The 24666-nt window shown below is 73.5% G+C and carries 24 protein-coding genes; 15 read left to right on the top strand and 9 right to left on the bottom strand.

All coding sequences use genetic code 11. From position 1 onward, the window contains the following. Genes ACFYNU_RS03740 through ACFYNU_RS03725 form a run of 4 tightly spaced genes read left to right on the top strand, consistent with a single transcriptional unit; the run spans position 1 to position 4940 of the window. Positions 1 to 1377, top strand: a complete 1377-nt coding sequence (locus ACFYNU_RS03740) for a M20/M25/M40 family metallo-hydrolase (RefSeq protein WP_356584844.1) — start codon at positions 1 to 3, stop codon at positions 1375 to 1377. 12 nt (positions 1378 to 1389) lie between these two features. After that, entirely contained in the window at positions 1390 to 3405 is a 2016-nt protein-coding gene (locus ACFYNU_RS03735) for a prolyl oligopeptidase family serine peptidase (protein ID WP_356584845.1), read from the top strand. Next, a complete protein-coding gene (locus ACFYNU_RS03730; RefSeq protein ID WP_356584846.1) occupies positions 3402 to 4340 on the top strand; it encodes an LD-carboxypeptidase in 939 nt (312 codons plus the stop codon). Before ACFYNU_RS03735 ends, ACFYNU_RS03730 begins: the two co-directional genes overlap by 4 nt. 33 nt (positions 4341 to 4373) lie before the next feature. Continuing rightward, positions 4374 to 4940, top strand: coding sequence for a GNAT family protein (locus tag ACFYNU_RS03725; protein WP_356584847.1), 567 nt, complete (start codon positions 4374 to 4376; stop codon positions 4938 to 4940). Here the strand turns inward: ACFYNU_RS03725 and ACFYNU_RS03720 are convergent. Beyond that, entirely contained in the window at positions 4921 to 5268 is a 348-nt protein-coding gene (locus tag ACFYNU_RS03720; RefSeq protein ID WP_356584897.1) for a DUF6204 family protein, read from the bottom strand. The two genes, ACFYNU_RS03725 and ACFYNU_RS03720, sit on opposite strands and share 20 nt — an antisense overlap. 67 nt (positions 5269 to 5335) lie before the next feature. On the opposite strand from ACFYNU_RS03720, the gene ACFYNU_RS03715 reads away from it, so the two are divergent. Then, positions 5336 to 6232: an arginase family protein gene (locus ACFYNU_RS03715; RefSeq protein WP_356584848.1), complete on the top strand. Its 897-nt coding sequence runs from the start codon at positions 5336 to 5338 to the stop codon at positions 6230 to 6232. Between the two features lie 105 nt (positions 6233 to 6337). Then, complete coding sequence (locus tag ACFYNU_RS03710; RefSeq protein ID WP_356584849.1) at positions 6338 to 8326, top strand: DUF5107 domain-containing protein; 1989 nt, start codon at positions 6338 to 6340, stop codon at positions 8324 to 8326. Between the two features lie 97 nt (positions 8327 to 8423). Here ACFYNU_RS03710 and ACFYNU_RS03705 read toward each other — a convergent pair whose 3' ends face one another. The 4 genes from ACFYNU_RS03705 to ACFYNU_RS03690 form a co-directional block, all read right to left on the bottom strand. Beyond that, positions 8424 to 8783, bottom strand: a complete 360-nt coding sequence (locus ACFYNU_RS03705) for a VOC family protein (protein ID WP_356584850.1) — start codon at positions 8781 to 8783, stop codon at positions 8424 to 8426. 58 nt (positions 8784 to 8841) lie between these two features. Further along, on the bottom strand, positions 8842 to 9651 hold the full coding sequence (locus ACFYNU_RS03700) for a methyltransferase domain-containing protein (RefSeq protein WP_356584851.1): 810 nt from the start codon (positions 9649 to 9651) through the stop codon (positions 8842 to 8844). 70 nt (positions 9652 to 9721) lie between these two features. Continuing rightward, complete coding sequence (locus ACFYNU_RS03695; RefSeq protein ID WP_356584852.1) at positions 9722 to 10288, bottom strand: GNAT family N-acetyltransferase; 567 nt, start codon at positions 10286 to 10288, stop codon at positions 9722 to 9724. Positions 10289 to 10403: 115 nt separating this feature from the next. Then, a complete protein-coding gene (locus ACFYNU_RS03690; protein ID WP_356584853.1) occupies positions 10404 to 11906 on the bottom strand; it encodes a phosphatase PAP2 family protein in 1503 nt (500 codons plus the stop codon). A 135-nt stretch (positions 11907 to 12041) separates the two neighbouring features. Between ACFYNU_RS03690 and ACFYNU_RS03685 the strand changes: the two genes are divergently transcribed. Then, a complete protein-coding gene (locus tag ACFYNU_RS03685) occupies positions 12042 to 12614 on the top strand; it encodes a TIGR03086 family metal-binding protein (protein ID WP_356584854.1) in 573 nt (190 codons plus the stop codon). Positions 12615 to 12688: 74 nt separating this feature from the next. Next, positions 12689 to 13972, top strand: a complete 1284-nt coding sequence (locus ACFYNU_RS03680; RefSeq protein ID WP_356584855.1) for an aminotransferase class I/II-fold pyridoxal phosphate-dependent enzyme — start codon at positions 12689 to 12691, stop codon at positions 13970 to 13972. Between the two features lie 63 nt (positions 13973 to 14035). Here ACFYNU_RS03680 and ACFYNU_RS03675 read toward each other — a convergent pair whose 3' ends face one another. Together ACFYNU_RS03675 and ACFYNU_RS03670 are read right to left on the bottom strand one after the other, a co-directional pair. Continuing rightward, a complete protein-coding gene (locus ACFYNU_RS03675) occupies positions 14036 to 14701 on the bottom strand; it encodes a VTT domain-containing protein (RefSeq protein WP_356584856.1) in 666 nt (221 codons plus the stop codon). Between the two features lie 11 nt (positions 14702 to 14712). Continuing rightward, positions 14713 to 15498 carry an MBL fold metallo-hydrolase gene (locus ACFYNU_RS03670; protein WP_388765134.1) on the bottom strand — a complete coding sequence of 262 codons (786 nt, stop codon included), beginning with the start codon at positions 15496 to 15498 and terminating at the stop codon, positions 14713 to 14715. A 258-nt stretch (positions 15499 to 15756) separates the two neighbouring features. Between ACFYNU_RS03670 and ACFYNU_RS03665 the strand changes: the two genes are divergently transcribed. The 4 genes from ACFYNU_RS03665 to ACFYNU_RS03650 all read left to right on the top strand — a co-directional run bounded on the left by ACFYNU_RS03665 (position 15757) and on the right by ACFYNU_RS03650 (position 19558). Next, positions 15757 to 16161, top strand: coding sequence for a hypothetical protein (locus ACFYNU_RS03665; RefSeq protein ID WP_356584858.1), 405 nt, complete (start codon positions 15757 to 15759; stop codon positions 16159 to 16161). A gap of 136 nt (positions 16162 to 16297) precedes the next feature. Further along, positions 16298 to 18442 carry a phage holin family protein gene (locus ACFYNU_RS03660; RefSeq protein WP_356584859.1) on the top strand — a complete coding sequence of 715 codons (2145 nt, stop codon included), beginning with the start codon at positions 16298 to 16300 and terminating at the stop codon, positions 18440 to 18442. 411 nt (positions 18443 to 18853) lie between these two features. Further along, complete coding sequence (locus tag ACFYNU_RS03655) at positions 18854 to 19222, top strand: hypothetical protein (RefSeq protein ID WP_356584860.1); 369 nt, start codon at positions 18854 to 18856, stop codon at positions 19220 to 19222. A gap of 165 nt (positions 19223 to 19387) precedes the next feature. Next, positions 19388 to 19558, top strand: coding sequence for a hypothetical protein (locus ACFYNU_RS03650; RefSeq protein WP_356584861.1), 171 nt, complete (start codon positions 19388 to 19390; stop codon positions 19556 to 19558). Between the two features lie 68 nt (positions 19559 to 19626). Here ACFYNU_RS03650 and ACFYNU_RS03645 read toward each other — a convergent pair whose 3' ends face one another. After that, complete coding sequence (locus ACFYNU_RS03645; protein WP_356584862.1) at positions 19627 to 20454, bottom strand: helix-turn-helix transcriptional regulator; 828 nt, start codon at positions 20452 to 20454, stop codon at positions 19627 to 19629. A 201-nt stretch (positions 20455 to 20655) separates the two neighbouring features. Between ACFYNU_RS03645 and ACFYNU_RS03640 the strand changes: the two genes are divergently transcribed. The 3 genes from ACFYNU_RS03640 (at position 20656) to ACFYNU_RS03630 (ending at position 23560) form a co-directional block, all read left to right on the top strand. Further along, positions 20656 to 22500, top strand: a complete 1845-nt coding sequence (locus tag ACFYNU_RS03640) for a transketolase (protein ID WP_356584863.1) — start codon at positions 20656 to 20658, stop codon at positions 22498 to 22500. A gap of 157 nt (positions 22501 to 22657) precedes the next feature. Then, the gene (locus ACFYNU_RS03635; RefSeq protein WP_356584864.1) at positions 22658 to 22990 is read left to right on the top strand and encodes a DUF5133 domain-containing protein; all 333 of its coding nucleotides are present in this window, start codon (positions 22658 to 22660) and stop codon (positions 22988 to 22990) included. Between the two features lie 6 nt (positions 22991 to 22996). After that, entirely contained in the window at positions 22997 to 23560 is a 564-nt protein-coding gene (locus tag ACFYNU_RS03630) for a ferritin-like domain-containing protein (RefSeq protein ID WP_356584865.1), read from the top strand. A 151-nt stretch (positions 23561 to 23711) separates the two neighbouring features. Here ACFYNU_RS03630 and ACFYNU_RS03625 read toward each other — a convergent pair whose 3' ends face one another. Continuing rightward, on the bottom strand, positions 23712 to 24338 hold the full coding sequence (locus tag ACFYNU_RS03625) for an LAETG motif-containing sortase-dependent surface protein (protein ID WP_356584866.1): 627 nt from the start codon (positions 24336 to 24338) through the stop codon (positions 23712 to 23714). Positions 24339 to 24666: the final 328 nt, after the last annotated feature.

Raw genomic sequence — 24666 nt, 5'->3', positions numbered from 1 at the left:
ATGAGAGCGAACGAGACCCCGGAGACCCCGGAGACCCCGGACACGGGCGGGACGCCCCAGGCCGTCGACGCGGTGGCGCTGGACGAGGTGGTGTCGTTCACCTCGGACCTCATCCGTCTCGACACGACGAACCGCGGTGGCGGCGACTGCTTCGAGCGCCCCGCCGCCGAGTACGTCGCCGAGCGGCTGGCCGCCGCCGGACTGGAGCCCACCCTCCTCGAACGGACCCCCGGCCGGACCAACGTGGTCGCGCGCATCGCCGGCACCGACCCGACCGCCGACGCGCTCCTGGTCCACGGCCATCTGGACGTGGTGCCGGCCGAGCCCGCCGACTGGTCCGTGCACCCCTTCTCCGGCGAGGTCAGGGACGGCGTCGTGTGGGGCCGCGGGGCCGTCGACATGAAGAACATGGACGCGATGGTCCTGTCCGTCGTCCGCGCCTGGGCCCGCGCCGGGATCCGGCCGCGCCGCGACATCGTGCTCGCGTACACGGCCGACGAGGAGGCCAGTGCGATCGACGGCTCCGGCTTCCTCGCCGACCACCACCCGGAGCTGTTCGAGGGCTGTACGGAGGGCATCAGCGAGTCCGGGGCCTTCACCTTCCACGCCGGGCCCGGCATGGCGCTCTACCCCGTCGGGGCGGGCGAGCGCGGCACCGGCTGGCTCAAGCTCACCGCGCACGGCCGGGCGGGCCACGGCTCCAAGGTCAATCGCTCCAACGCGGTCAGCAGGCTCGCCGCCGCCGTCGCCCGGATCGGCGACCACGAATGGCCGCTCAGGATCACCCCGACCGTCCGGGCGGCCCTCCGGGAACTCGCCGCGCTGCACGGCATCGACGGCGACTTCGAGTCCGAGCACTTCGACGCCGACGCGCTGCTCGCCAAGCTCGGCCCCGCCGCCGATCTCGTCGCGGCGACCGTCCGCAACAGCTCCAACCCGACGGTCCTGGAGGCCGGTTACAAGGTCAATGTGATCCCGGGGCAGGCCGTCGCCTATGTCGACGGCCGGATGCTGCCGGGCACCGAGGACGAATTCCGGGACACCATGGACCAGTTGACCGGGCCCGACGTCGACTGGGAGTTCCACCACCGCGAGGTCGCCCTCCAGGCGCCGGTCGACTCCCCGACGTACGCCAAACTCCGCGCGGCCGTCGAGCGGTTCGACCCGGCCGGGCACGTCGTGCCGTACTGCATGTCGGGCGGCACGGACGCCAAGCAGTTCTCCCGCCTCGGCATCACCGGCTACGGGTTCTCACCGCTGAAGCTGCCCGTCGGCTTCGACTACCAGGCGCTCTTCCACGGCGTGGACGAGCGCGTCCCGGTCGACGCCCTGCATTTCGGGGTACGCGTCCTCGATCACTATCTCCAGTCCGCCTGAAGGGAGTTGGGCATGCCGCAGATCGCGCCGTACGGCTCGTGGCCGTCACCGGTCGACGCCGCGCTGGCCGCCTCGCACGACGGGCGGCCGGACAACGTCGCCACCGTCGGCGACGAGGTCTGGTGGACGGAGCCGCGCCCCGGCGAGGGCGGCCGGCGTGTTCTCGTACGGCGCCGGCCCGACGGCCGCGAGGAATCGGTCCTGCCCGCCCCCTGGAACGTCCGCAGCAGGGTCATCGAGTACGGCGGCAGGCCCTGGGCCGGGGCGGTACGGGCCGACGGCTCCCCTCTCGTCGTCTTCGCGCACTTCCCGGACCAGCGCCTGTACGCGTACGAGCCGGACGGCGACGCGCCCCCGCGCCCACTCACCCCGGCCCCCGCCCCGGACGGCCGGCAGACCGGCACCCTGCGCTGGGCCGACCCCCAGCTGCGCCTCGACGGAGGTGAGGTCTGGTGCGTACTGGAGGAGTTCACCGGCGAGTCACCCACCGACGTACGCCGCGTCGTCGCCGCCGTACCCCTGGACGGGTCGGCCGCCGACGACCGGGCCGCCGTGCGCGAACTCTCCGACGACTCGCACCGCTTCGTCACCGGACCCCGGGTGTCGCCGGACGGCCGGCACGTCGCGTGGATCGCCTGGGACCACCCCCGAATGCCCTGGGACGGCACGGAGTTGCTGCTCGCCGACATCACGGACACCGACACCTTCGAACAGGTCCGCACCGTCGCCGGAAGCCCGACGCGATCCGTCGCCCAGGCCGACTGGGCGGCCGACGGCTCGCTCCTGTACGTCTCCGACCCCGGCGACTGGTGGCAGCTGGACCGGCTCAGGCTCGACGAATCGCGGCCGGCCGGCGTCTCCCCTCCCACCCGGCTGAGCCCTGTCGTCGACGAGGAGTTCGGCGGACCGCTGTGGACGATCGGCCTCCAGTGGTTCCGGCCGCTGGCCGACGGCACCGTCGCCGTCATCCACGGCAAGGGCGCCACCGCGCTCGGCATCCTCGACCCCGAGACCGGCCAACTCGCCGACGCCGCCGGGCCGTGGACCGAATGGGCCGCCACCCTCGCCGTCCGGGGCACCCGTGTGATCGGCGTCGGCGCCAGTCCGCGCAGCGCGTACGAGATCGTGGAACTGGACACGGCGACCGGGCGCGCCCGGGTCATCGGCTCGGCACACCACGACCCGGTCGATCCCGTGTACTACCCCGAGCCGCAGATCCGGGTGTTCACCGGCCCGGACGACCGGGAGATCCACGCGCACATCTATCCGCCGCACAGCCCCTCCCACAGCGCGCCCGGCGACGAACTGCCCCCGTACGTCGTATGGGCGCACGGCGGGCCCACCAGCCGCTCCCCGCTCGTACTCGACCTGGAGATCGCCTACTTCACTTCGCGCGGCATCGGCGTCGCCGAGGTCAACTACGGCGGCTCCACCGGCTACGGCCGCGCCTACCGCGAACGGCTGCGCGAACAATGGGGAGTTGTCGACGTCGAGGACTGCGCGGCCGTCGCCCGCTCCCTCGCCGACGAGGGCACCGCCGACCCCGCGCGCCTCGCGATCCGGGGCGGCAGCGCGGGCGGCTGGACCAGCGCCGCCTCGCTCACCGGCACCGATCTCTACGCGTGCGTGACCATCAGCTATCCGATCCTCGACCTGTCGACCTGGGCCGCCGACGGCACCCACGACTTCGAGTCGCGGTATCTGGAGTCGCTGGTCGGCCCCTTCGCCGACGTACCGGGCCGCTACCGCGAACGCTCCCCGATCAACCACGTCGACCGGATCACCGCGCCGTTCCTGCTGCTCCAGGGGCTGGACGACGTGATCTGCCCGCCCGTCCAGTGCGAACGCTTCCTGGACCAGCTCACCGGGCGCGGCATCCCCCACGCGTACATCGCCTTCGAGGGCGAGGGCCACGGCTTCCGCAAGGCGGACACGATGGTCCGCGCGCTGGAGGCCGAACTGTCCCTGTACGCCCAGACGTTCGGGATCAGCCGCCCCGACGTCCCCCGACTGGAGCTGCGGAAATGACGCTCACCGCGCGGGTACGCCCGCCCCGCCCGCGGCCCGGCGCGAAGGTCGCCGTCGTCGCCCCCAGCGGCCCGCTGCCCGCCGACCGCCTCGAAGCGGGCCTGGACATCCTGCGCGGCTGGGGTCTCGACCCCGTCGTGGCGCCCCATGTCCTGGACCGGCACCGGGAGTTCGACTATCTCGCCGGCGCGGACGAGGCACGCGCCCGCGACCTCCAGGACGCCTGGTGCGACCCGACCGTCGAGGCCGTCCTGTGCGCACGCGGTGGCTACGGTGTCCAGCGCATGGTCGACCTGCTCGACTGGGACGCCGTGCGCGCGGCGCCGCCCAAGCCCTTCGTCGGCTACAGCGACATCACCGCGCTGCACGAGGCGTTCGCCGTCCGCGCGGGCGTCGCCACCCTGCACGGCCCGATGGTCGCCGCCCTGACCTTCCTCAAGGACCCGGGCACCCAGGAGTCGCTGCGCGCGACGCTCCTCGAACCCGACACGGTGCGCACCGTCGGCACGGCCACGGCCCGCGCCCTGGTCCCCGGCCGGGCCCACGGCGTCACCCTCGGCGGCTGCGTCAGCCTGCTGGCCGCCGACCTCGGCACCCCGCACGCCCGCCCGTCCGCCGCCGGCGGGCTGCTGCTGATCGAGGACGTCGAGGAGGAGCCGTACCGGCTGGACCGCATCCTCACCCAACTCCTGCGCTCCGGCTGGCTGGACGGCGTCGCGGGGATCGTGCTCGGCTCCTGGACGGGCTGCGGCCCGTACGAGACGGTCCGCGCCCTGATGCTCGACCGGCTCGGCGGACTCGGTGTGCCGATCGTGGAGGAGCTGGGCTTCGGGCACGGCCCGACGAATCTGACGGTGCCGCTGGGCGTCCCGGCTCTCCTGGAGGCATCCGCCGACGGCGCCACGCTCACCCTGGACGCGCCCGCGCTGAGCTGACGCACCCCGCACGGCACCGTCTAGGCTGGCGCGATGCCCGACAGCACCGCCCCCGCAGGTCAGCGCACGCGCGTACGCCCCTACCGGTACGAGGACGCCGACGAGTTCGCCGCGCTCGCCCGCGACAGCAGGGAACTGCACCGCCCCTGGCTCTTCCCGCCCCAGACCCCCGAGGCGTACACCGACTACGCGAGCGGCGTCATCGAGGACCCCACCAAGGCGGGCTTCCTCGTCTGCGACCTGGCCGACGGCGGCCGGATCGCCGGGTTCATCAACATCAACAACATCGTCCGGGGCGGCTTCCTGAGCGGGACCCTCGGCTACGGCGCCTTCGCCCACGCGGCCGGCCGGGGCCTGATGGGCGAAGGGCTCCGCCAGGTACTGCGCCACGCGTTCGGACCGCTCGGCCTGCACCGCCTGGAGGCCAACATCCAGCCCGCGAACGCCGCCTCGATCGCACTCGTACGCCGCGCGGGCTTCCGCCACGAGGGCTACTCGCCGGACTTCCTGCGCATCGACGGCGACTGGCGCGACCACGAACGCTGGGCGATCACCGCGGACATGTCCGACAACACACCCCCTAGCGCCCCTTCCGGTTGATCTTCATCGTGTCCATGTCCGTCACGGTCGAGCGCAGTTCGCCGAACCCCACACCGGCGCCTCCGGCGAGCGCCCTCAGCGCCGCCTCGGCCCGGTCCTCGGCGACCGCCGCGGCCATCTCCTCGCCGTCGGCCGCGTCGGACACCACCACGAAGCGGTACGAGAAGTGCTTGAGCACCCGGTCGTAGGTCAGCGACCCCTCCGGCGTGAACCGCATCTGGCTCAGCCCGTGCTCGTCGACCTCGCCGAGCAGCCACGCGCGCGCCTCGTCCGTCAGCTCCGAGAAGGTCCCGCGCACGATCACCCGGTACGTGTGCTGTGTGGCCATGGACGTGCCGCCTTCTTCCTGAAGATCCTGTTTGAAGAACGAGCGTACGACGCCGAGGATGGACCGCATGCGGAATATCGTGGTCATCGACGCCCCCTCCAACCTCGGCCTGCGCCCACCGGCGCCCGGCACCGTGCCCGGCTGCTACAAGCTGGCCGGTGCCATGCGTGAGCAGGGGATCCTGCGGCGGCTCGGTGCCTTCGAGGGTGGGGTCGTCGTTCCGCCCCGCTACGACCGGGGCGACTGGAAGGAGGGCGACGGTGTCTTCAACGCCGCCGCCATCGCCGCGTACACCCCCCGCCTCGCCGACCGGATCGAGCACCATGTGCGGGCAGGCGACTTCCCGCTGGTCCTCGGCGGCGACTGCTCCATCCAGCTCGGCGCCTCGCTCGCGCTGCGGCGGCTCGGCCGGTACGGCATCGCCGCGATCGACGGCTCCGCCGACTTCCGGCACACCGGGAACTCCCCGTCCGTCGGCGCGGCGGGCGGCGAGGAACTGGCCATCGCCACCGGGCGCGGCCAGGCCGACCTCAGCGACATCGAGGGGCTGCGCCCGTACGTCCGTGACGAGGACGTACGCCTCTTCGGCATCCGCGACGGCGACGAGGACCTCGCCGAGCTGGCCCGGCTGCGGATCCCCACGGTGTCCGTCGGCGAGTTCCGCGAGTGGGGCGTCGCCGAGATGGCCGGTGCCGTGCTCCAGACACTGGAGCTGCCCGTCACCGACGGCTTCTGGGTGCATCTCGACGCGGACGTGCTCGACCCCGAGGTCATGCCCGCCGTCGACGCCCCGGACCCCGGCGGGCTGCTGCCCCACGAACTGGAGTCGCTCCTGCGGGTGTTGGTGCGCTCGGAGCGCTGCGTCGGCCTCAACCTGACCATCTACGACCCCGATCTCGACCCCGACGGCGCCGCCGGGGCGCTCCTCGCGGACATCGTTGTGGCGGCCTTCACCCAAGACTGACCCCTGGGTGCTCTGTTCGGCGCGCACTCGACCGTGTTCCATGGTCATCGGGTGCGCGCCGGCCAACCGAGCCGCCGGCCCCCGTGAGCGAAGCGAGGTTTGCCTGTGGCCACGAGCGTGCGACGTGCCGTACTGACCCTGCCTGCCGCCCCTCTGGGGCCGGAGAACCCCCTGCCCGCGCTCCGGCCGCTCGACGAGACGCACTCGGTCGACGAACGCGCGAAGCGGGACCTGCCCCGCGACATGGCCCGGCAGATCGGGTACGAGCCCCTGCGCACCCTGCTGCCCGTCCGGATCCTGGACGGCTACGGCCGCGACCGCGAGCCCACCGACTTCGACGCGATCGTCATCGAGAACGACCGGCTGCGGGCCACCGTCCTACCGGGCCTCGGCGGACGCGTCCACTCCCTGCACCACAAGCCCACCGGCCGCGAACTGGTCTACCGCAACCCGGTGTTCCAGCCCGCGGACTTCGCGCTCAACGGCGCCTGGTTCTCCGGCGGCATCGAGTGGAACATCGGCGCCACCGGCCACACCACCCTCTCCTGCGCGCCGCTGAACGCCGCGCTCGTGCCCGCGCCCGACGGCGGCGAGATGGTCCGCCTCTGGGAGTGGGAGCCACTGCGCGGCCTGCCGTTCCAGGTAGACCTCTGGCTGCCCGACGACTCGGACTTCCTGCATGTCGGCGTCCGGATACGCAATCCGCACCAGGGGCCCGCGCCGGTCTACTGGTGGTCCAACATCGCCGTCCCCGAGGACGCGCGTACGCGTGTCCTCGCCCCCGCCGACGAGGCGTGGCACTTCGGCTACGCGCGGACCCTGCGCCGCGTCCCGGTGCCCGAGCACGAGGGCGTCGACCGCACGTACCCGCTGCGCGGCGAACACCCGGCGGACTACTTCTACGAAGTCCCGGGGGCCGCCCGGAAGTGGATCACCTCGCTCGACGGGGAGGGCCACGGGCTCGTCCAGACGTCCACGGACCTGCTGCGTGGCCGCAAGCTCTTCCTGTGGGGCGCCGGGCGCGGCGGCCGGCGCTGGCAGCGGTGGCTCACCGAACCGGACACGACCGGTTACGCCGAGATCCAGGCCGGGCTCGCCCGTACCCAGCTCGAACACGTCAAGCTCGAAGGCCACGAGGAGTTCAGCTGGCTGGAGTCGTACGGCCCGCTGTCGGCCGACCCCGCCGCCGTCCACGGCGCCGACTGGGACGCGGCCCGCGCCGAGGTCGAGAACCGGCTGGAGGGCGTACTGCCCCGCGCGGACATCGACGCCGCGTACGAGGCGTGGCTGCCGCACGCGGACACCGAGCCCGGCGAACGGCTCGCCACCGGCTCGGGCTGGGGCGCGCTCGAAGTCATGCGCGGCGCGATGCGCGGCGGGTACCAGCTGCCCGGCACACCGTTCGACGAGTCCCTGCTCGGCGACGAGCAGGCGCCGTGGGTCGAGCTGTACACCCAGGGCACGTTCCCGAAGGCCCGTACGCCCGAACCGCCGGGCCCGACGCTCGTCGCCCCGCACTGGCGCGACATGCTGGAGACCGCGCCCGCCGAGCCGCTGACGGAGTATCACCTCGGCGTCACGCAGTGGCACGCGGGCGATCTGGCCCAGGCGGTGCGGAGTTGGGAACGCGGCCTCAAACTGGCCACCTCCCGCTGGCCGTTGCTGCGCTGTCTGGCACTGGCCGACCGGGAGGGCGGCAACGGGGAGCGGGCGGCCGACCAGTACGCGGAGGCGTTCGACGACCTCTGCCGGGAACGGGAGGACGCCGGCGGCGCCGAGTCCTGGACGGCGGCCACGGCGGCGCTGGCCCGCGAGGCGATCGCCGCGCTGCTCGCGGCCGACCGGGCACGGGAGGCGCGCCGGATCCTCGACAGCCTCCCGGACGGGATCCGGGAGCGCGGGGCGTTCCGGCTGATCGAGGCCCAGGTCCTGCTCGCCGAGGACGAGAAGGCGGCGGCCCGCGCCCTGTTCGACGCGGGCTTCGAGGTGGCGGACCTGCGCGAGGGCGCGGAGACGCTGAACGAGGTCTGGGCGTCCCTGACGGACGATCCGCTGCCGGAGGAGTACGACTACCGGATGCGGCCGGAAGGCTGACGGGCTCGGCGGGGCGGGGGAGGTGCGGCCGTGGACGGCCCGGCCGCACACGGGCGGTCCGGCGAAGCCGCACGGACCGTCTCCCGCGCGCGTCGGGTCAGGCGCTCTGGACCGGGTTGCGGTCCACGTACTCGAAGACCGAGCCGTCCGGGTGGACCGCGATCAGGTTGCGGCCGGCCGGGGTGGGGACCGGGCCCGCCAGGACCTGGGCGCCGACGGAGGTGAGCGCGGCGTACGCCTCGTCGACGTCCTTGACGGCGATCGTGGCGGTGACCTTGCGCAGCACCTCGATCTCCTCCGCCGGACCGCTCATCAACAGGAAGCAACTGACGGCGGCGACGGAGACCCCACCGCGCTCGAAACGGAGCGCGGGGCTACCGGTCAGCCGTTCGTAGAAGGCGACCGAGGTCTCCAGGTCGTCGACGCAGATACGCAGCGTGGTTCCCAGGATTTCCATACCGGTGAGGGTATCGAAGCACCGCTCGTAGTGACCATGAACCGCGGGGAACCAACTCTCAGACCCGGCACAGGATTTCACCGTGCGGGACCATGAACCACGCGTCCGGGTCGTCGCCCCACGCGCGCCAGCCCGCCGCGATCGCCATGAGCCGCTCCTCGTCCGCGTGGCCGCCGCGCACCGCCAGTTCCGCGTACACCGACGCGGTCGTACGCTCCGCCCACAGGCCGCTCCACCACGCGCGTTCCTCCGGTGTCGCGAAGCACCACGTCCCCGCCGTGGACGTGATGTCCGTGAAGCCCGCGCCGCGGGCCCAGGCGCGGAGCCTGCGGCCGGCGTCGGGTTCGCCGCCGTTGGCGCGGGCGACCCGTCGGTACAGCTCCTGCCAGCCGTCCAGCACCGGCGACGACGGATACCAGGTGAACGCGCCGTAGTCGCTGTCGCGCGCCGCGACGACGCCCCCGGGCCTGCACACCCTGCGCATCTCGCGCAGCGCCTGTACGGGGTCCCCGACGTGCTGGAGCACCTGATGGGCGTGGACGACGTCGAACGAGTCGTCGGGGAAGTCCAACGCGTGGACGTCGGCGACCGCGAACCGGACGTTGTCCAGGCCGCGTTCCCGGGCCGCTTCGGCGGCCCGCTCCAGCACGTCCGCCGCCGCGTCGACCGCCGTCACCGTGCCGGGCGCCACCAGCCCGGCCAGATCGGCGGTGATGGTGCCGGGGCCGCAGCCCACGTCCAACACATCGAGTCCCGAACGGAGTTCGGGGAGCAGATAGGCCGCCGAGTTGGCCGCGGTGCGCCAGCGGTGCGAGCGCAGGACGGACTCGTGGTGGCCGTGGGTGTAGACGGCGGTCTCTCTCGGCATGATCCGGACTCCCTCGGGTGAAGTGGTCCCGTCACGGTACGCCGCCATGTCGGAATATGAGACCCGCGTCTTACGATGTGGTCGGCGCGATGGTCCGCCGCCACTCCTCACGCGTGAGCGCGTACTCCACGTCGCCCTCCTCGGAGCCCTCGATGACCTCCGGCCACTCCTCGAAGTACGTCCGTACGAAGGTCAGTCCGGCCTTCTCCATGACCCGCCGGGAGCCCGTGTTGACGGTCATCGTGTTCGCCGTGACCCGCTCGGTGCCCAGCTCCGTGAACGCCTTACGCACGAGCGCGCGGGCGCCCTCCGTGGCGTACCCCCGGCCCCATACGGCCCGGTGCAGCCGGTAGCCCAGCTCCACCACCCGCCAGCCGGTGTCGTGCAGCGGCCTCAGCTCGAACCAGCCCAGCCACTCGCCGGTGGCCCGCTCCTCGGCCGCCCAGAAGCCCCGCCCGAGCAGCCGGGGCAGGGCCTCGTCCCGGAACGTCCCGGGCTCGGCGGGCACGCCGCCGTCGATGAAGCGCTTCACACCCGGGTCGTTGTCCAGCGCGAGGAGCCGCCCGAGGTCGGCCTCGACGCAGGAGCGCAGGCGCAGCCGGGGGGTTTCGAGGAAGGTCGTGGGCGCGGATTCCATACCGGTGATCCTCGGCCCCCGGTCCCGGCCCCGCCACCGATATCCGAACGCGCACATCGGCGGCCGGGCCCCGGTGGCCGGGCTCAGCGGCCGGGCTCAGTGGCCGGGCCGGCGCTCACTGGAAGGCGCGCGGACGGTACACCGTCAGCGCCTCGTTCCCCTTGTCGATCGTCAACTCGGTCGGGGCCTCGGCCACTTCGCCGTCGAAGGCCAGCGGCGTACCGGGCGCGATCCCCGTGATCCGTACCCGCCGCATCCGCTCCGCCGCGTGCACCGGCGACCGGCTCAGCGGTCCGGCCGCCGCGGCGGCGAGCAGCCGCAGGCTCGGGAAGCTTCCGCCGTGCACGACCCGCACGTCCAGCAGACCGTCCGCGAGGTCGAGCCGGTGGCCGGGGGTGAACCCGAAGCGCTGGTAGATGCCGTTCCCGGCGAACAGCATCCACAGCGACCGCCGCCGGCCGTCGAACTCCGCCTCCAGCTGATGCTGGCCGCGCAGCACCTTCGCCGCCGCCACCACTCCGGCGGGCCAGCCGCCGATGCGGGGCGACCAGTGTTCCCGTACGCGCACCAGCTCCGGATAGACACCCAGGCTGAAGGTGTTGAGGAAGTGGCCGGTCACCCCGTCGGGCCCGGTGAACCGCCCGAGGTCGACCCGGACCGCGTCGCCCGCCGTCATCGCGCGGCAGGTGTCCTGGGCGTGCTCGATGCCGAGGTCGTACGCGAAGTGGTTCAGCGTGCCGCCGGGGAACACCGCCAGCGGCAGCCGGTGCCGGGCGGCGACCACCGCGGCCCGGTTGACCGTGCCGTCACCGCCGACGATGCCGAGCGCCGTACAGCGCTCAGCCGCCTTCTCCAGCTCCGTGTTCACCTCCTCGGGGTCGCACTCCACGAACTCCGCGAGCGGCAGCGCGTCGTGCAGCGCGCCCGCGGTGTCCGACGAGCCCGACGCGCGGTTGACGACGATGACCATGCCGTCGCCCTCCGGCAGGGCCGGTGCCTGCGCGTGCGGCCGGCCGGGCGAGGGCAGCTGGGAGCGGGTCGGCACGATGCCGCGTACCGCGAACGCCGCGCCCACACCCAGCGCCGCGCCCACCAGCACGTCGCTCGGGTAGTGCACGCCGGTGTAGACGCGCGACGCCGCGACGGAGAAGGCGATCGGCGCCACGACCGCGCCCCAGCCCTTCGACTCCAGGGCCACCCCCGTCGCGAAGGCGGCGGCCGACGCCGCGTGCCCGGACGGGAACGAGGTGGTGATCGGCTGCCGCTTCAGCTGCCGGATCACCGGAACGGAATCCAGGACGGGCCGCCGGCGCTGCACCGTCCGCTTGCCGACGGTGTTGATCGCGGCCGAGGCCACGGCCAGCGAGGCCACCCCGCGCAGGGCCGCGCGCCGGGAGCGCTGCCCGCGCCCGAGGAACGCGATGCCGGCGGCGGCGCCGAACCAGAGAAGACCGTGGTTGGCCGAGCGGCTGAGCCGGGGCAGCACCGGTCCGGCGCCCGGCCAGTGCCGGTTCGCAGCCGACCGGAAGACCCGCCGGTCCAAGCCGCTCAGCAGGGCGGTGACTCCGGCCCGGGTACCGGGGTCGACCGGGGTGCGGCCCGCGTAGATGTCAGACATGCAACGCGGGTACCCCGTACCGCGTGACCCCAAGCAGCGTTCCGGCGACCGGGCGAGCGCTGTTCCGGCGACCGGCGTCCCGGCCGTGACCGGCCGGATTCGCGTCCGGCCGGGCGGCCGGGGAGAGTGGGTGCCATGGACAATCCACTGCTGGACCGGCACGGCGAGGCGCTCGACCTCTTCACGGACCGGGTGCACGCCGTCGACGCGAACCAGTGGGACGCGCCGACCCCGTGCACGGAGTGGTCCGTGCGCGACCTGGTGAACCACCTGACGGCCGAGCAGCTGTGGGTGCCCGCGCTGGTGAGCGAGCGCCGGACCATGGCGGAGGTCGGCGACGCCTTCGACGGCGACGTGCTCGGCGACGACCCGGTCGCCGCCTGGGACCGCGCGGCGGCGGGCGCGCGCGCCGCGTTCGCCGAGCGGGGCGCGCTGGAGCGCCCGGTGCAGCTCAGTTACGGCCCGACGGAGGCCGACGCGTACTGCTCACAGATGGTGCTCGACGCGGTCGTGCACACATGGGACCTGTCACGCGGGATCGGCGTGAACGAACGGCTGCCCGGACCGCTGGTCGACTTCGCGCTGGAGGAGGTCAGACCGTACGCGGTGAGCCTCTCGCAGAGCGGTCTGTTCGACGCCCCGCTGGATCCCCCGCGGGGCGCCGACGCCCAGGCCCGGCTGCTGGCGCTGCTGGGCCGCCAGGTGTAGCGGCCTCCGCCGCGCGGGGCACGGTCCTCGGACACCCGGCGCGGCCGGTGGGCGGAGTGCGGGAGGTGACGGGCATGGGGACGACGGGGAGCACGGGAACGACCGGCGCCTCGGACGAGGGACGCGAGGGGCGCGGGCCCGTACGGTACGGGCCGCTGGCCCCCGACTCCGGTCTGCCCGCGCTGCCCGAGCTGGTCGCCGTACTCGCGGGCGCGGCCGGTCGGACCGCGCCCGAGCCGCCCGGCGGCGGACCCGTCCTGCGCGAGGCGGCCTGCGGCTACTGGTCCAGGCGCGGTCTGCCCGCGCATCCCCAGGAGGTCGCGGCGGCGGCCGGCGCGCAGCCGCTGCTCCTCGCGCTGCTCGCCGCCTACGGAGGCGACGTCCTCATGCCCCGCCCGCACCCGGCGTCCTGGGCGCCGCAGGCCAGACTCCTGGGCCGGCCGGTCTTCCAGGTGCCGACCCCGGCCGAGTGCGGCGGCGTACCCGATCTGTACGCCCTCCTGGAGACGGTGCGCCGGGTACGGGCCGAGGGCGGCACACCCCGGCTGCTGCTGCTCTCGATCGCCGACGACCCGACCGGCACCGTGGCCCCGCCCGAGCTGCTCAGGGAGGCGTGCGAGGCGGCCGTCGGCGAGGGCCTGCACATCATCAGCGACGAGACCTGGCGCGACACCCTGCACCGGCCGCACGAGACGGTGCCGCTCAGCCCCGCCGAGATGTGGCCCGACGACGTCACCGTCTTCTTCGACCTGGCGGGCGCGCTCACCCCGGCGTCCTGGCCCGCCGCCGTCGCGCGCTTCCCCGCCACGCCCGGCGGCGCCGCCCGGCGCGCCAGGACGGTGGACCATCTCACCGCGCTGGGCGCGCTCGTCGCGGGGCCGGTCGCCGCCGCTGCCGCCTACGCGCTGGACGAGCCGGCGGCCGTGACGGCGCGGGCCGCCGAGGCAGCCGCGCTGCACGCGCGCGTGGCCGCCGCCGTGCACGGCGCCGTTCTCGGGGCCGGGGCGCTGGCCAGACCGCCGGGGGCGGGCCGCCATCTGTACGCGGATCTCGGCCCGTTGCGCCGTGGGCTGGGCGCGCGGGGCGTCGGCGACTCCATGGAACTCGAAGAGCTCCTGGGCGAACGGCTCGGCATGCCGGTGCCCGGCGGGCACCGCTTCGGGGACGAACTGGGCGCCCTGCGGGTGCGGCTCGACACCGGGCCGCTGCTGGGGGCGACCCCGGAGCTGCGGACGGAGTCCCTCACCGCCGTGGAGCCGCTGGAACTGCCCCATGTCGCCGAAGCGCTCCACCTGTTGACGGCGGCGCTGCGGGAGCTGCGCCGACCCCGCGACCCGCATCGAGACCCCACGTCGTGACCCGCACCGAGGCTCACCCGGCGACCCGCACCGAGGCTCACCCGGCGACCCGCACCGCCGCCCTCACGCCTGCTGACCGTCCGACTCCGCCGGCCCGTCCGCCGCGCCGTTCCCGTCCGGCCCGCCCTCCTTGCCGTGCCGCCGCAGCCGCCGCCAGACCGTGGGCCCGCCGCTGATCAGCACCGTCAGCGCCACCGCGGCGACCACGCCCTCCCACGGCTCGTCGAAGAGCGAACCGCCGAGAATGCCGATCAGTTGGTACGTCGCCGCCCACGCCAGACAGGCCGGCAGCGCGCCCTTGATGAACCGCGACGTCGGCCACCTGGTCAGCAGGCACGCCAGCATCACCGGAATCCGCCCCGCGGGCACCAGCCTGGAGAGGACGAGAACCGTCACGCCGTGCTCCCGCAGCTTGCGCTGCGTCTGTTCGAGCGTGTCGTCGGAGACCCGCCGCTCCAGCGCCGCCAGCCAGCGCGAGCCGTTCTTCGAGTTGACCCCCCGCCGCCCCAGCCAGTAGAGCGTGATGTCGCCGAGGAACGCCGCGAACGACGCCACCACGAATATGTACAGCAGCGCGAGCGGCGCCGTCTGATGGAAGGCGACGACGGCCGCCGAACTCACCACGGCGCCCGTCGGCACCACCGGCACCAGCGCGCCCAGCGCCACCAGCAGGAACAGCGAGGGATAGGTGACTGCCTGCTGCGCCGACTCCGACGGCAGCTGACTCATGAGCTGGTCGATCACCGGGCGGCCCCCGGCCGCACACTCTCGCCGTGCCGCAGCCGGTGCACGGCGACGTCGGGCGCGCGCCGGGCCGCCTGCCGGACGAACTCGTCGCCGGGCGAATGGAATTCGTGCGGTCTGACCCCGTCCAGACCGATCGGCCAGAACGTGCCGTAGTGCACCGGCACCGCCGTGCCCGCGCCGAGCCGGGACAGCGCCTCGGCCGCGCGGGCGGCGTTCAGATGACCGTGGCCCAGATGCGGCCCCCAGCCGCCGACCGGCAGCAGCGCCACATCGACCGGGCCCACGACGTCCGCCATCTCGTCGAAGAGCCCGGTGTCGCCCGCGAAGTACGTCCGGTGCTCACCGGTGATCACATAGCCGAGCGCGGGGGAGCGCTGCGGGCCGACCGGCAGCCGTCGCCCGTCGTGGTACGCGGGCACCGCCCGTACCAGCAGCGGCCCGATCGCCACCTCGTCGCCCGCGTCGACCTCGGTGATCCGCAGACCACCCGTCCGTCTGGCCGCGTCGAGCCGCCGCAGTCCGGGCACCGCCCGCGTGGCACCACGCGGCACGAGCAGCCGGGTGCCCGGCGCGAGTTTGGCCAGCGACGGCAGATGCAGATGGTCGGAGTGCAGATGCGAGACCAGGACCGCGTCCGCGACCGCCGCCTCGGGCGGCGGCACCTCACCGCGCCGGCGGCGCAGATGCGCCAGGCGGCGGGCGAAGAGCGGGTCGGTCAGTACCCGGACGCCGGAGTCCTCGACGGTGCAGGTGGCATGACCCCACCAGGTGATGACAATTCCCAAAGCGGGACCTCAGCTCCGTCCGTATCCGGCTCTCAGCGTACGGCGGCCGGCCGGCCCACGGGCAGGGGAGGGCTCGCGCCCCTGCGCCCCGCGCGCCCGAGGGCGTGCGCCTGCGACACATCCGTGCGCCTGTCCCTGCCCGATACGCGCCTCCTGAAGAGGGTCTGATCGGAGTAGGGTCGTCGAACACCGGGGGGCAGGGGGCGGCTTCGGGGGGAGCGGTCGGGTGAAGCGAGGCGGGGGGCCGGAAACATGGGCGATTTACGAGTGGCGGCGATAGCCAGCCTCACCCCGCTCGAAGAACTCGACCGCGAGCCGTTCTTGGTCGACATCCGCGGGCAGCAGGCCATGTGCGCGCAGTGGGCCGCCGACAAGGGCTACGTCGTCACCCGACAACTGCTCCTCTACCGGATGCGTTCCGACCACTGCGGCCTCTGGGTCGACGTCGAGGCCGGCGAGATCGACGCCTTCGTCGTCCCCACCGAACGAGTGCTCGACCGGGCGTTCGCGTCCGTCCCCGCCTTCTCCGCCGAGTGCGAGCGCCGTGGCATCCCCCTGGAAACCGTGGGGACGGACGAACCTCTGTACGACGCGACGTCGAAGGCCAAGGTCCACCGCAGGCTCTCCATGCCGACCGCGGGCTACGACGGCTGCTGACACCACCACGCCGCCCCCTTCGAGCCCGTCCCGCCCGTCTCCGCCCCCGTGCGAGGACCGGCCGCGCCGCGCGCTGTGTCAGGCTGTGCATCGAGCCCGCGGGGTGTGCGGGCCCTGGACGTGAGGTGAAGACGCGGTGTTCGAGGGTCGATGGCGGACCGCCGGCCGAGCCCTGGTGCGGGTGGCCGTGGTGTGGGGGGTCTCCGCGCTGACCATGCTGGTGCTCGCCGGGATCCTGCCCGATTTCCAGCTCCAGGGCGCCGACGACAGCCTCACCAGGACCGCGATCACCGCCGCCTGGGGAGCGGGCGCCTTCGGTCTGCTCAGCGCGCTGGTCTGGCCCTTGCTGGTCCGCGCCCTGCTGCTCGTACCGGCCCTGGTGCTCGGCCTGCTGGTCTTCTTCCTCAACGGCTCGCTGCTGCTCGTCGCGCTCAAGGTCACCCCCGACGGCGGGGGCGCCGCCAACCCCGAGACCGCGATCGTCGTCGCCGCCGTCATGTCCGCCGTCGCGTCCGCCACCTCCACCGCCCTCGCCGTCCGCGACGACGACGCCTATCGGCGCCGGCTCTCCCGCCTCGCCGGACGCCGCCGACGCCGCAGCGGCGAGGACAGTGCGCGCCTCGGCTCCACGGCGTCACCCGGCACGCTCTTCCTCCAACTCGACGGCGTCGGCCATCAGGTGCTGCTCGACGCCGTCGCCGCCGGCCACATGCCCACCGTCGCCGACTGGCTCGGCGAGCGCCCCACGCACCGGCTCACCCCCTGGCGCACCGACTGGTCCAGCCAGACCGGCGCCAGCCAGCTCGGCATCCTGCACGGCACCAACCACGACATCCCCGCCTTCCGCTGGTACGAGAAGGAGAGCGGCCGGATCATGGTCAGCAACCGGCCGGCCAGCGCCGCCGAACTCCAGCGCCGCGCCGTCGAACACACCCGTGACGCCGGGCTGCTGACCCTCGACGGCGCCAGCCGCGGCAATCTCTTCAGCGGCGGCGCCGACCAGCTCGCGCTCGTCCTGTCCATGGCCGCGCGGCGCGGCAGGGCCACCCGCTCCCGGGCCGGTTATTTCGCGTACTTCACCGACCCCGCCAACGCCGTCCGCACGGCCGTCTCCTTCGTCGCCGAGGTCTGTCGTGAGCTGGGCCAGTCGACACGGGCGCGCGTCCGCGGCGACCGGCCCAGGGTGGGCCGGGGCGGGCTCTACCCGTTCATCCGGGCGTTCGCGACCGTCGTCGAGCGGGACGTCGTCGTCGCGGCGGTGATAGGGGACATGCTGGCCGGGCGCGCCGCCGTCTACGCCGACCTCGTCGCGTACGACGAGGTGGCCCACCACTCCGGGCCGCACAGCCGCGACGCCACCCGTGTCCTCCAGCGGCTGGACCGCTCGATCGCGCTGCTGGCCAAGGTCGCCGAGCACGCGCCGCGCTCGTACCGCCTCGTGCTCCTCTCCGACCACGGCCAGAGCCCCGGCGAGACCTTCCTGAGTGTGTACGGGCTCACGCTCCGGGATCTCGTACGGGCCGGCTGCGGGCTGCCCGTGCCGCGCCGCGCCGAACGTACGAAGAGCGGCGCGGAGGCGCGCCAGGCGGCCCGGGACGCCGTACGGATAGCCCTCCACCGCCCCGTCGAGGGCGACGAGACCAACGAGGGCGAGGCCGCTGCCGAGAAGCGGTCGGCACGCGGCTCCGACCCGATCGTGCTCGCCTCGGGGAATCTGGGGCTGATCTCCTTCCCGGACGTCCCGGAGCGGATGAGCCGCGAACAGATCGACGAACGCCACCCGGCGCTGCTGCGCACCCTCGCCAACCATCCGGGCATCGGCTTCCTCCTCGTACGCGGCGAGGCGAACGGCTCCGTGGTGCTGGGCCCCGCGGGCGCGGAGGTCCCCGTCGCCAAGCTGGACGACGACACGGGGATCCTGGCCGCGATGGGGCCGGGCGCAGCCGACGCGGTACGGCGCACCGACACCTTCCCGCATGTCGCGGACATCATGGTCAACTCGATGTACGACCCGGCGACGGGCCGTGTGCACGCCTTCGAGGAACAGATCGGCTCCCACGGAGGGCTCGGCGGGGAGCAGTCGAACGCCTTCCTGCTGTCGCCCCTGACCCTGCCCGCACCGGTCCCCGGCGGCGGTGAGCTGGTGGGCGCGGAACAGGTCCACACGGTGCTCAAGCGCTGGCTGTACGACGGCCTGGGCCCGCAGATCCCCCTCGGCCAGACCCCGGAGAGCGGCCCGGTACCCCAGCCGGACCCGGAGCCGGACCCCGAGGGCACCTGACGCCCACGCGGACCCGGGGGTGTCGTGCCGGGCTCGCGGCCCCTGGCGCCGCGCCTGCCTGCGATCCACGGCACCGGGGTGCCATCAGCCGCCGCGCGGCGGGGCCTCACTGATCCGGCGTGATCGGCAGGCCCCCGCCCGGCGCGCAGGGGCCGCCCTGCACGGGGGTGGGCGTAACCCGTGTCCCCGGGAACAGCCGGAGCCGGACCCCGAGGGCACCTGACGTCAACGCGGACCCGGGGGCGTCGTGCCGGGCCCGCGATCCGCGGCACCGGCGTGAGATCAGCCCGCGACAGGGCCGCCCTGCACGGGTCGGCGTAACCCGTGTCCCCCGGGAGAGCGGTTCTCGGGCTCCCGGCGGGCACGGCGGCGGGCGCGGGCACAGGATGCACGATCAGGAGGTCGTGCCGAGTGAACAGCGCCCTGGAACCGCGCAGCGCCGCCCGGCCCGCCACGGCGGGCCGTGGGCCTCTGTGCGTCGTGCTGATGGTGCTGTGCGCCCTCCTGGGGATGTCGCTCGACCCCTGCGCGTCGGCCGCGCGCGGCGCGGAACCCCGCCCGGCCGCGTCGACGGTGCCCGAGCCCGTGGGGGAGGGGCACCACGACACGGCGATGGCCGCGCAGCCCTCGTCGTCACGGGCGGGCCGCCGGGCGGCGGGGACGGGCGCCGGAGCGGACCTGCGGGCGTCGCTCCGCCCTCCGTACGGAGGAGTGGTCGCCCGGTCGGCGGACGCGCCCGGTACGCCTCCCGCGCCCCGTCGCGTGGTGCTGCGCTGCTGAGAGGTCCGGCACGCCCCGCGTGCCCGGCGGCCCCGCCCGCGAAGTCCCGTCCGGCTCACGACGCCTGACGCGCTCGCCCGCCCCACCGGCGGACGACGTCACTCCGCGGCCCGGCCCCGACCCCGTCAGCCCGGTCAACCCCCATCGCACCGCGAGGACAGAGCCATGCCCATCGACCCCTTCGCCGTACTCAACGCCCTGCTGCGCGCCGAGGCGCAGCGCTCCAGCGAGCACGAGACCAAGGCCCCGCCGACCGCCCCCGCCGCCCCCACGACGGCTCCCACCGGCCCGACCCGGACCGCCGAGCCCCGCCGGGACGGACACGACACTCACTGACCCGGCGACCGGACCGGTCCACCGGCCCCACCGGTGGACCGGTCCGCCCCCGAGACCCCGGGGCGTGTCTAGCCCAGCGCCGACAGCAGATACTTCGCCGTCGCCGGATCGGCCGGCAGGAACGTCTCGATCGCCAGCTCGGCGACCGTCACGTCCATGGGGGTGTTGAACGTCGAGATCGACGACAGGAACGTCAGGACCTGCCCCCCGTGCTCGATCCGCAGCGGCAGCGCGAAGTTCCCGAGCGCGAAGGCCGCCGCGTCCCCGGCCTCGTCGGTCTCCGCCGGGCCGTCCTCGACCCCCTCCGGCGGCGGATACGCGGCGACCTCCTCGTACACCGCCCGCAGCGCGTCCGAGCGGTCGAGCGCGATCTGCCGCTCCATCTGGTCCAGCAGATGCCCCCGCCACTGCCGGAAGTTGCGGATGCGCCGCGCCGCCCCTTCCGGATGCAGGATGACCCGCATCGCGTTGACCGGCGGCACCAGCAGATGCTCGGGCACGCCCTCCATGATCAGGGCGAGGCCCCGATTGGCCGCCACCAGCGTGTACGTCCCGTCCACGACGAGCGCCGGATACGGCTCGTACCCCCGCAGCAGCCGCTCCAGCGCCTCCCGCACCGCCGCCATCGACGGGTCGTCCAGCGCGGTCTCGGTGAAGCGGGGCGCGTACCCGGCCGCCAGCAGCAGGCCGTTGCGCTCGCGTACGGGGATGTCCAGGTGGTCCGAGAGCCGCAGGATCATCGCCTCGCTCGGCCGGGACCGGCCCGTCTCCACGAAGCTGATGTGCCGGGCGGAGGAGTCGGCGCGCAGTGCCAGCTCCAGCTGGCTGATCCGGCGCTGTTCCCGCCAGCTCCTGAGCAGCGGTCCGACCCCGGTCCCCGTCGTACGAGATGTCATACGTGGACGGTAGCCGGGCCCGGTGGGCACTCGTCGGGGCCGGGACGCCGTCCGCCGGGGGGCGTGCGTTCTGCGCGCTTCCCTCAGGTGGGGCAATCTGGTGCATAAGGGGTTGAAGCGGCGTGGCCTGGCTGCCGCTCCCGGTCGTCTCCCGTGAGGCCGTCTCCGAGGAGGTCGTATCCCGTGAGGTTGAGGAGTGACATGCGTACCGAACTACTGGCAGAACTGGCGCAGCAGCTCAGGGTCGATTCGGTCCGTGTCGCCGATCTGGCCGGCTCCGGACACCCCACCTCGTCGATGTCCGCCGCCGACATCGCCGCCGTGCTGCTGTCGAATCACCTCACCTACGACTTCGACCGGCCCGAACACCCCGGGAACGACCGGCTGATCTTCTCCAAGGGCCACGCGTCGCCCCTGCTGTACTCCATGTATCTCGCGGCCGGCGCCATCGACGAGTCGGAGTTCCGCACCTACCGGCGGGAAGGCAGCCGGCTGGAGGGCCACCCCACCCCGCGGCTGCCGTGGGTGGACGTCGCGACCGGCTCGCTCGGGCAGGGCCTGCCGGTGGGCGTCGGGATGGCGCTCGCCGGGCAGCGGCTCGGCAAGGCCCCGTACCGGGTCTGGGTGCTCTGCGGCGACAGCGAGATGGCCGAGGGCTCGATCTGGGAGGCCGCCGAGCACGCCGGATACCAGCATCTCGACTCGCTGACGATGATCCTCGACGTGAACAGGCTCGGTCAGCGCGGCCCGACCCGCCACGGCCACGACCTCGGCGCGTACGCCCGCAGACTGCACGCCTTCGGCTGGCACACCATCGAGATCGACGGCCACGACATCCAGGCGATCGAATCGGCCCTTGAGGAGGCGCGCTCCACCATGGGGGAGCCGACGGCGATCATCGCCGCCACCCGGAAGGGCCGGGGAGTCGCCGCCGTCGAGGACCGCGAGGGCATGCACGGCAAGCCCCTCCCGGACGCGGCGAGCGCCATCGAGGAGCTGGGCGGCCGGCGGTCCATGCGGGTCGAGGTGCGCAAGCCCACGTCGGCGCTGGCCGACGCCAGGCCCGAGATCGGCCATCTGAATCTGCCGCGCTTCGCCGTGGGCGACGAGATCGCCACCCGGGACGCGTACGGGCAGGCCCTGACCGCGCTCGGCTCCGCGCGCGGCGACATCGTGGCGCTGGACGGCGAGGTCGGCGACTCGACCCGGACCGAGTTCTTCTCGAAGGAGCACCCCGAGCGGTACTTCGAGCTGTACATCGCCGAGCAGCAACTCGTGGCCGCCGCCGTCGGTATGCAGGCCTGCGGGCAGATCCCGTACGCCTCCACCTTCGCGGCCTTCCTGACCCGCGCCCACGACTTCCTGCGGATGGCCACCGTCAGCCGGGCGTCGATCAGTGTCGTCGGCTCGCACGCGGGTGTCTCCATCGGCCAGGACGGGCCCTCCCAGATGGGTCTCGAAGACATCGCCATGTTCCGTTCCCTGCACGGCAGTACGGTGCTCCAGCCGTGCGACGCCAACCAGACGACCCGGCTCGTCGCCGCGATGGCCGAACTGGAGGGCGTCAGCTATCTGCGCACGCTGCGGGCGAAGACGCTGGTCATCTACGGCCCCGACGAGCAGTTCCCGGTCGGCGGGAGCAAGGTGCTGCGGCACTCCATCGACGACCGCATGACACTCGTCGGCTCCGGGATCACCGTCCACGAGTGCCTGGTGGCGGCGGACCTGCTGGCCGCCGAGGGCATCACGGTGCGCGTCATCGACATGTACTCGGTCAAGCCGGCCGACGAGGTCACGCTCCAGGCCGCCGCCGCCGACACCGGCTGTCTGATCACGGTGGAGGACCACCACCCGCAGGGCGGTCTGGGCGACGCCGTCGCCGAGGTCTTCTCCGACGGCCGCCCCGCGCCCCGGCTCGTGCGGCTCGGGGTACGGGACATTCCGGGGTCCGCTACCCCCGAGGAGCAGCTGCGCGCCGCCGGTATCGACGCCGATTCGATCGCCGCCGCCGTGAAGCTCCTCACGGGGACGGCGATGGTGCGCTGACGGCGTGGCGGGCCGGGGGCGGGCCGGTCGGGGCCCGGTCGCGGAACGTGTCCGTTTGCGGACGGCCGGTGAGCGGCGCACTGTGGACGAGCCGGACACCTTTGTGTCTTCCGTTGCCCGGATTGGCCGGGCCGATTTCGGGAAGCGGGAGAAGAGCATGCTTCTGCCGGACAAGGCCGGGCTCGCCCAGCTTCTGCGCCGCTACCGGACCTGGGAGCAACTGGTGCTGCAAGAGCCGCACAACTCGGCGCGCCGGCGGCGGCTGGACGACGTCGCCTACACCCTGTGCGTGCTGATGGGGCACCGGACGGCCCATGACGCGATCCGCGCGGCGGAGTCGTATCTGGGCAGGGGCCCGCGCGGCGACCGGAAACTCCCGGCCCGGGGGATTCTGCGGGCCGGTCGGCGCGGCGGCGCCGACGGCGGCGGGAGCGACACCAGGAGCGGCAGGAGCACCAGCACCGACAGCAGCAAGAAAGAAAGGATGTAAACGGTCATGGCCGAATTCCTCACCGACATCGAGACCATTCGCGACCGCGCGCGCAAGGAGATCGAGAAGGGTCCCGTGACGGACGCCTACGGGGCGGACGTCGAGCGCGTCATCCAGGTGCTGAACGAGGCGCTGGCCACCGAGATCGTCTGCGTCCTGCGCTACAAGCGGCACTACTACACGGCGACGGGGCTGTACGCGGAGCCGGTCGCCGCCGAGTTCCTGGAGCACGCGGGCGAGGAGCAGGAGCACGCGGACAAGCTGGCCGAGCGGATCGTACAGCTCGGCGGTGAGCCCGACTTCAATCCGGACACCCTGACCAAGCGCTCGCACGCGGAGTACGACGCGAGTATGGACCTGATCGAGATGATCAAGGAGGACCTGGTGGCCGAGCGGGTGGCCATCGCCTCGTACACGGAGATCGCACAGTGGCTGGGCACCGGAGACCCCACCACGCGCCGGGTCTTCGAGGATCTGCTCGCGCAGGAGGAGGAGCACGCGGACGATCTGCGCGGGCTGCTGGAGCGGCTGCCGGGTGTGGCCAAGTCCGCCAGGCCCGACGAGTCCTGACGGCCCCCGCAGCACCCCCGCACCGCTCGCGAAACGGCGCCGCCGCCGGCCGGCGGGCACTCAAGTGCCCGCCGGCCGACGGCGGTTCTGCGTCCGTCGGCGGTTGTGCCCGTCGTTCGTCGGCAGTTGTCAGCGGTTGTCGCGCGGTGGGTCAGTTGCCCACGGCGCGGCGCTTGCGCGCGGCCCACGTGATGCCCGCACCGGCCACCAGGATGACGGCGGCGGCGCCCGCGATCAGCGGGGTCGTGCTGGAGGAACCCGTCTCGGCGAGGTCGTCACCGGCGGGGCTCGGCTGCGACGAGGGGACCTCGGCCGCGGCCGTCGTCTTGCTCGGCTCCGGCGTCGCCTCGGTCGGCGTGGGCTCGGGCTTGTCGGTCGGCGGCGTCGTGGACGGCGTCGGCTCCGGCTCCGGCTCGGTGTCCTCGCAGACGGGGGCGGTCTTGGTGTCGTCGAGCGAACCGTCGTTGCCCGAACCGTCCACCACCACGAGGTGGAGGGACAGTTCCTTGGTGTGCTTGGGCAGTTCGATCTTCTTGTGGAACTCGCCGCCGAACTTCTCGGTGGGCAGCAGGTCCTTGCCGTCGACCGTCAGGGTCACCGTGTTCTCTTTGTCGGCGGTGTAGTTGACGAGATCGACGCTCACCTCCGAGCAGGTCACGGCCCAGGCCGGGGTGTGCGCCACCGCCGGGGCGACGAAGAGGCCGACGCCGAGCGCGCTCGTCGCCGCGACCGTCACGAGCGCCCCGGGGCGTCGCCACGATCTGTTGAATATGGTCACTGAATCCTCCGCATGGACTGCGCCGCCCAGGATGACGGCGCGCGCGCACAGTACCGCCATTCGGGACCGACTCCCCACGCACCCCTGCTGACTTGACCGTCTCATGGGGCTGTTGTGTCTGAAATCGGTGTGCGCGCCACTTTGCTCGCTCCCGGCCTCTTGCCGCGCCCCTGTCTCGTTTGTAACTTGGCGCGGATGCTTCGCTGGAAGCGCTTTCTGTGTGCGCGGAGAAGAATGTCCGAGCCGTACCGTCCGAGCCGATGAGGTGAGCGGGATGCGCAAGTCCGGCAGAACAGGTGGAACGGGAAGAGCGGGCAGGCGCCAACTG

This window comes from Streptomyces sp. NPDC006643, from assembly GCF_042870175.1.
Taxonomy (GTDB): domain Bacteria; phylum Actinomycetota; class Actinomycetes; order Streptomycetales; family Streptomycetaceae; genus Streptomyces.
Note: the sequence above shows the minus strand (reverse complement) of the source record. Positions and strands in the feature narration are given on the sequence as shown.

Bases quoted from the DNA above. Each gene is read 5' to 3' on its own strand.
- ACFYNU_RS03740 (WP_356584844.1), top strand. From the start codon at position 1: ATGAGAGCGAACGAGACCCCGGAGACCCCGGAGACCCCGGACACGGGC.
- ACFYNU_RS03735 (WP_356584845.1), top strand. From the start codon at position 1,390: ATGCCGCAGATCGCGCCGTACGGCTCGTGGCCGTCACCGGTCGACGCC.
- ACFYNU_RS03730 (WP_356584846.1), top strand. From the start codon at position 3,402: ATGACGCTCACCGCGCGGGTACGCCCGCCCCGCCCGCGGCCCGGCGCG.
- ACFYNU_RS03725 (WP_356584847.1), top strand. From the start codon at position 4,374: ATGCCCGACAGCACCGCCCCCGCAGGTCAGCGCACGCGCGTACGCCCC.
- ACFYNU_RS03720 (WP_356584897.1), bottom strand. From the start codon at position 5,268: ATGGCCACACAGCACACGTACCGGGTGATCGTGCGCGGGACCTTCTCG.
- ACFYNU_RS03715 (WP_356584848.1), top strand. From the start codon at position 5,336: ATGCGGAATATCGTGGTCATCGACGCCCCCTCCAACCTCGGCCTGCGC.
- ACFYNU_RS03705 (WP_356584850.1), bottom strand. From the start codon at position 8,783: ATGGAAATCCTGGGAACCACGCTGCGTATCTGCGTCGACGACCTGGAG.
- ACFYNU_RS03700 (WP_356584851.1), bottom strand. From the start codon at position 9,651: ATGCCGAGAGAGACCGCCGTCTACACCCACGGCCACCACGAGTCCGTC.
- ACFYNU_RS03695 (WP_356584852.1), bottom strand. From the start codon at position 10,288: ATGGAATCCGCGCCCACGACCTTCCTCGAAACCCCCCGGCTGCGCCTG.
- ACFYNU_RS03690 (WP_356584853.1), bottom strand. From the start codon at position 11,906: ATGTCTGACATCTACGCGGGCCGCACCCCGGTCGACCCCGGTACCCGG.
- ACFYNU_RS03685 (WP_356584854.1), top strand. From the start codon at position 12,042: ATGGACAATCCACTGCTGGACCGGCACGGCGAGGCGCTCGACCTCTTC.
- ACFYNU_RS03680 (WP_356584855.1), top strand. From the start codon at position 12,689: ATGGGGACGACGGGGAGCACGGGAACGACCGGCGCCTCGGACGAGGGA.
- ACFYNU_RS03675 (WP_356584856.1), bottom strand. From the start codon at position 14,701: ATGAGTCAGCTGCCGTCGGAGTCGGCGCAGCAGGCAGTCACCTATCCC.
- ACFYNU_RS03665 (WP_356584858.1), top strand. From the start codon at position 15,757: ATGGGCGATTTACGAGTGGCGGCGATAGCCAGCCTCACCCCGCTCGAA.
- ACFYNU_RS03650 (WP_356584861.1), top strand. From the start codon at position 19,388: ATGCCCATCGACCCCTTCGCCGTACTCAACGCCCTGCTGCGCGCCGAG.
- ACFYNU_RS03645 (WP_356584862.1), bottom strand. From the start codon at position 20,454: ATGACATCTCGTACGACGGGGACCGGGGTCGGACCGCTGCTCAGGAGC.
- ACFYNU_RS03640 (WP_356584863.1), top strand. From the start codon at position 20,656: ATGCGTACCGAACTACTGGCAGAACTGGCGCAGCAGCTCAGGGTCGAT.
- ACFYNU_RS03635 (WP_356584864.1), top strand. From the start codon at position 22,658: ATGCTTCTGCCGGACAAGGCCGGGCTCGCCCAGCTTCTGCGCCGCTAC.
- ACFYNU_RS03630 (WP_356584865.1), top strand. From the start codon at position 22,997: ATGGCCGAATTCCTCACCGACATCGAGACCATTCGCGACCGCGCGCGC.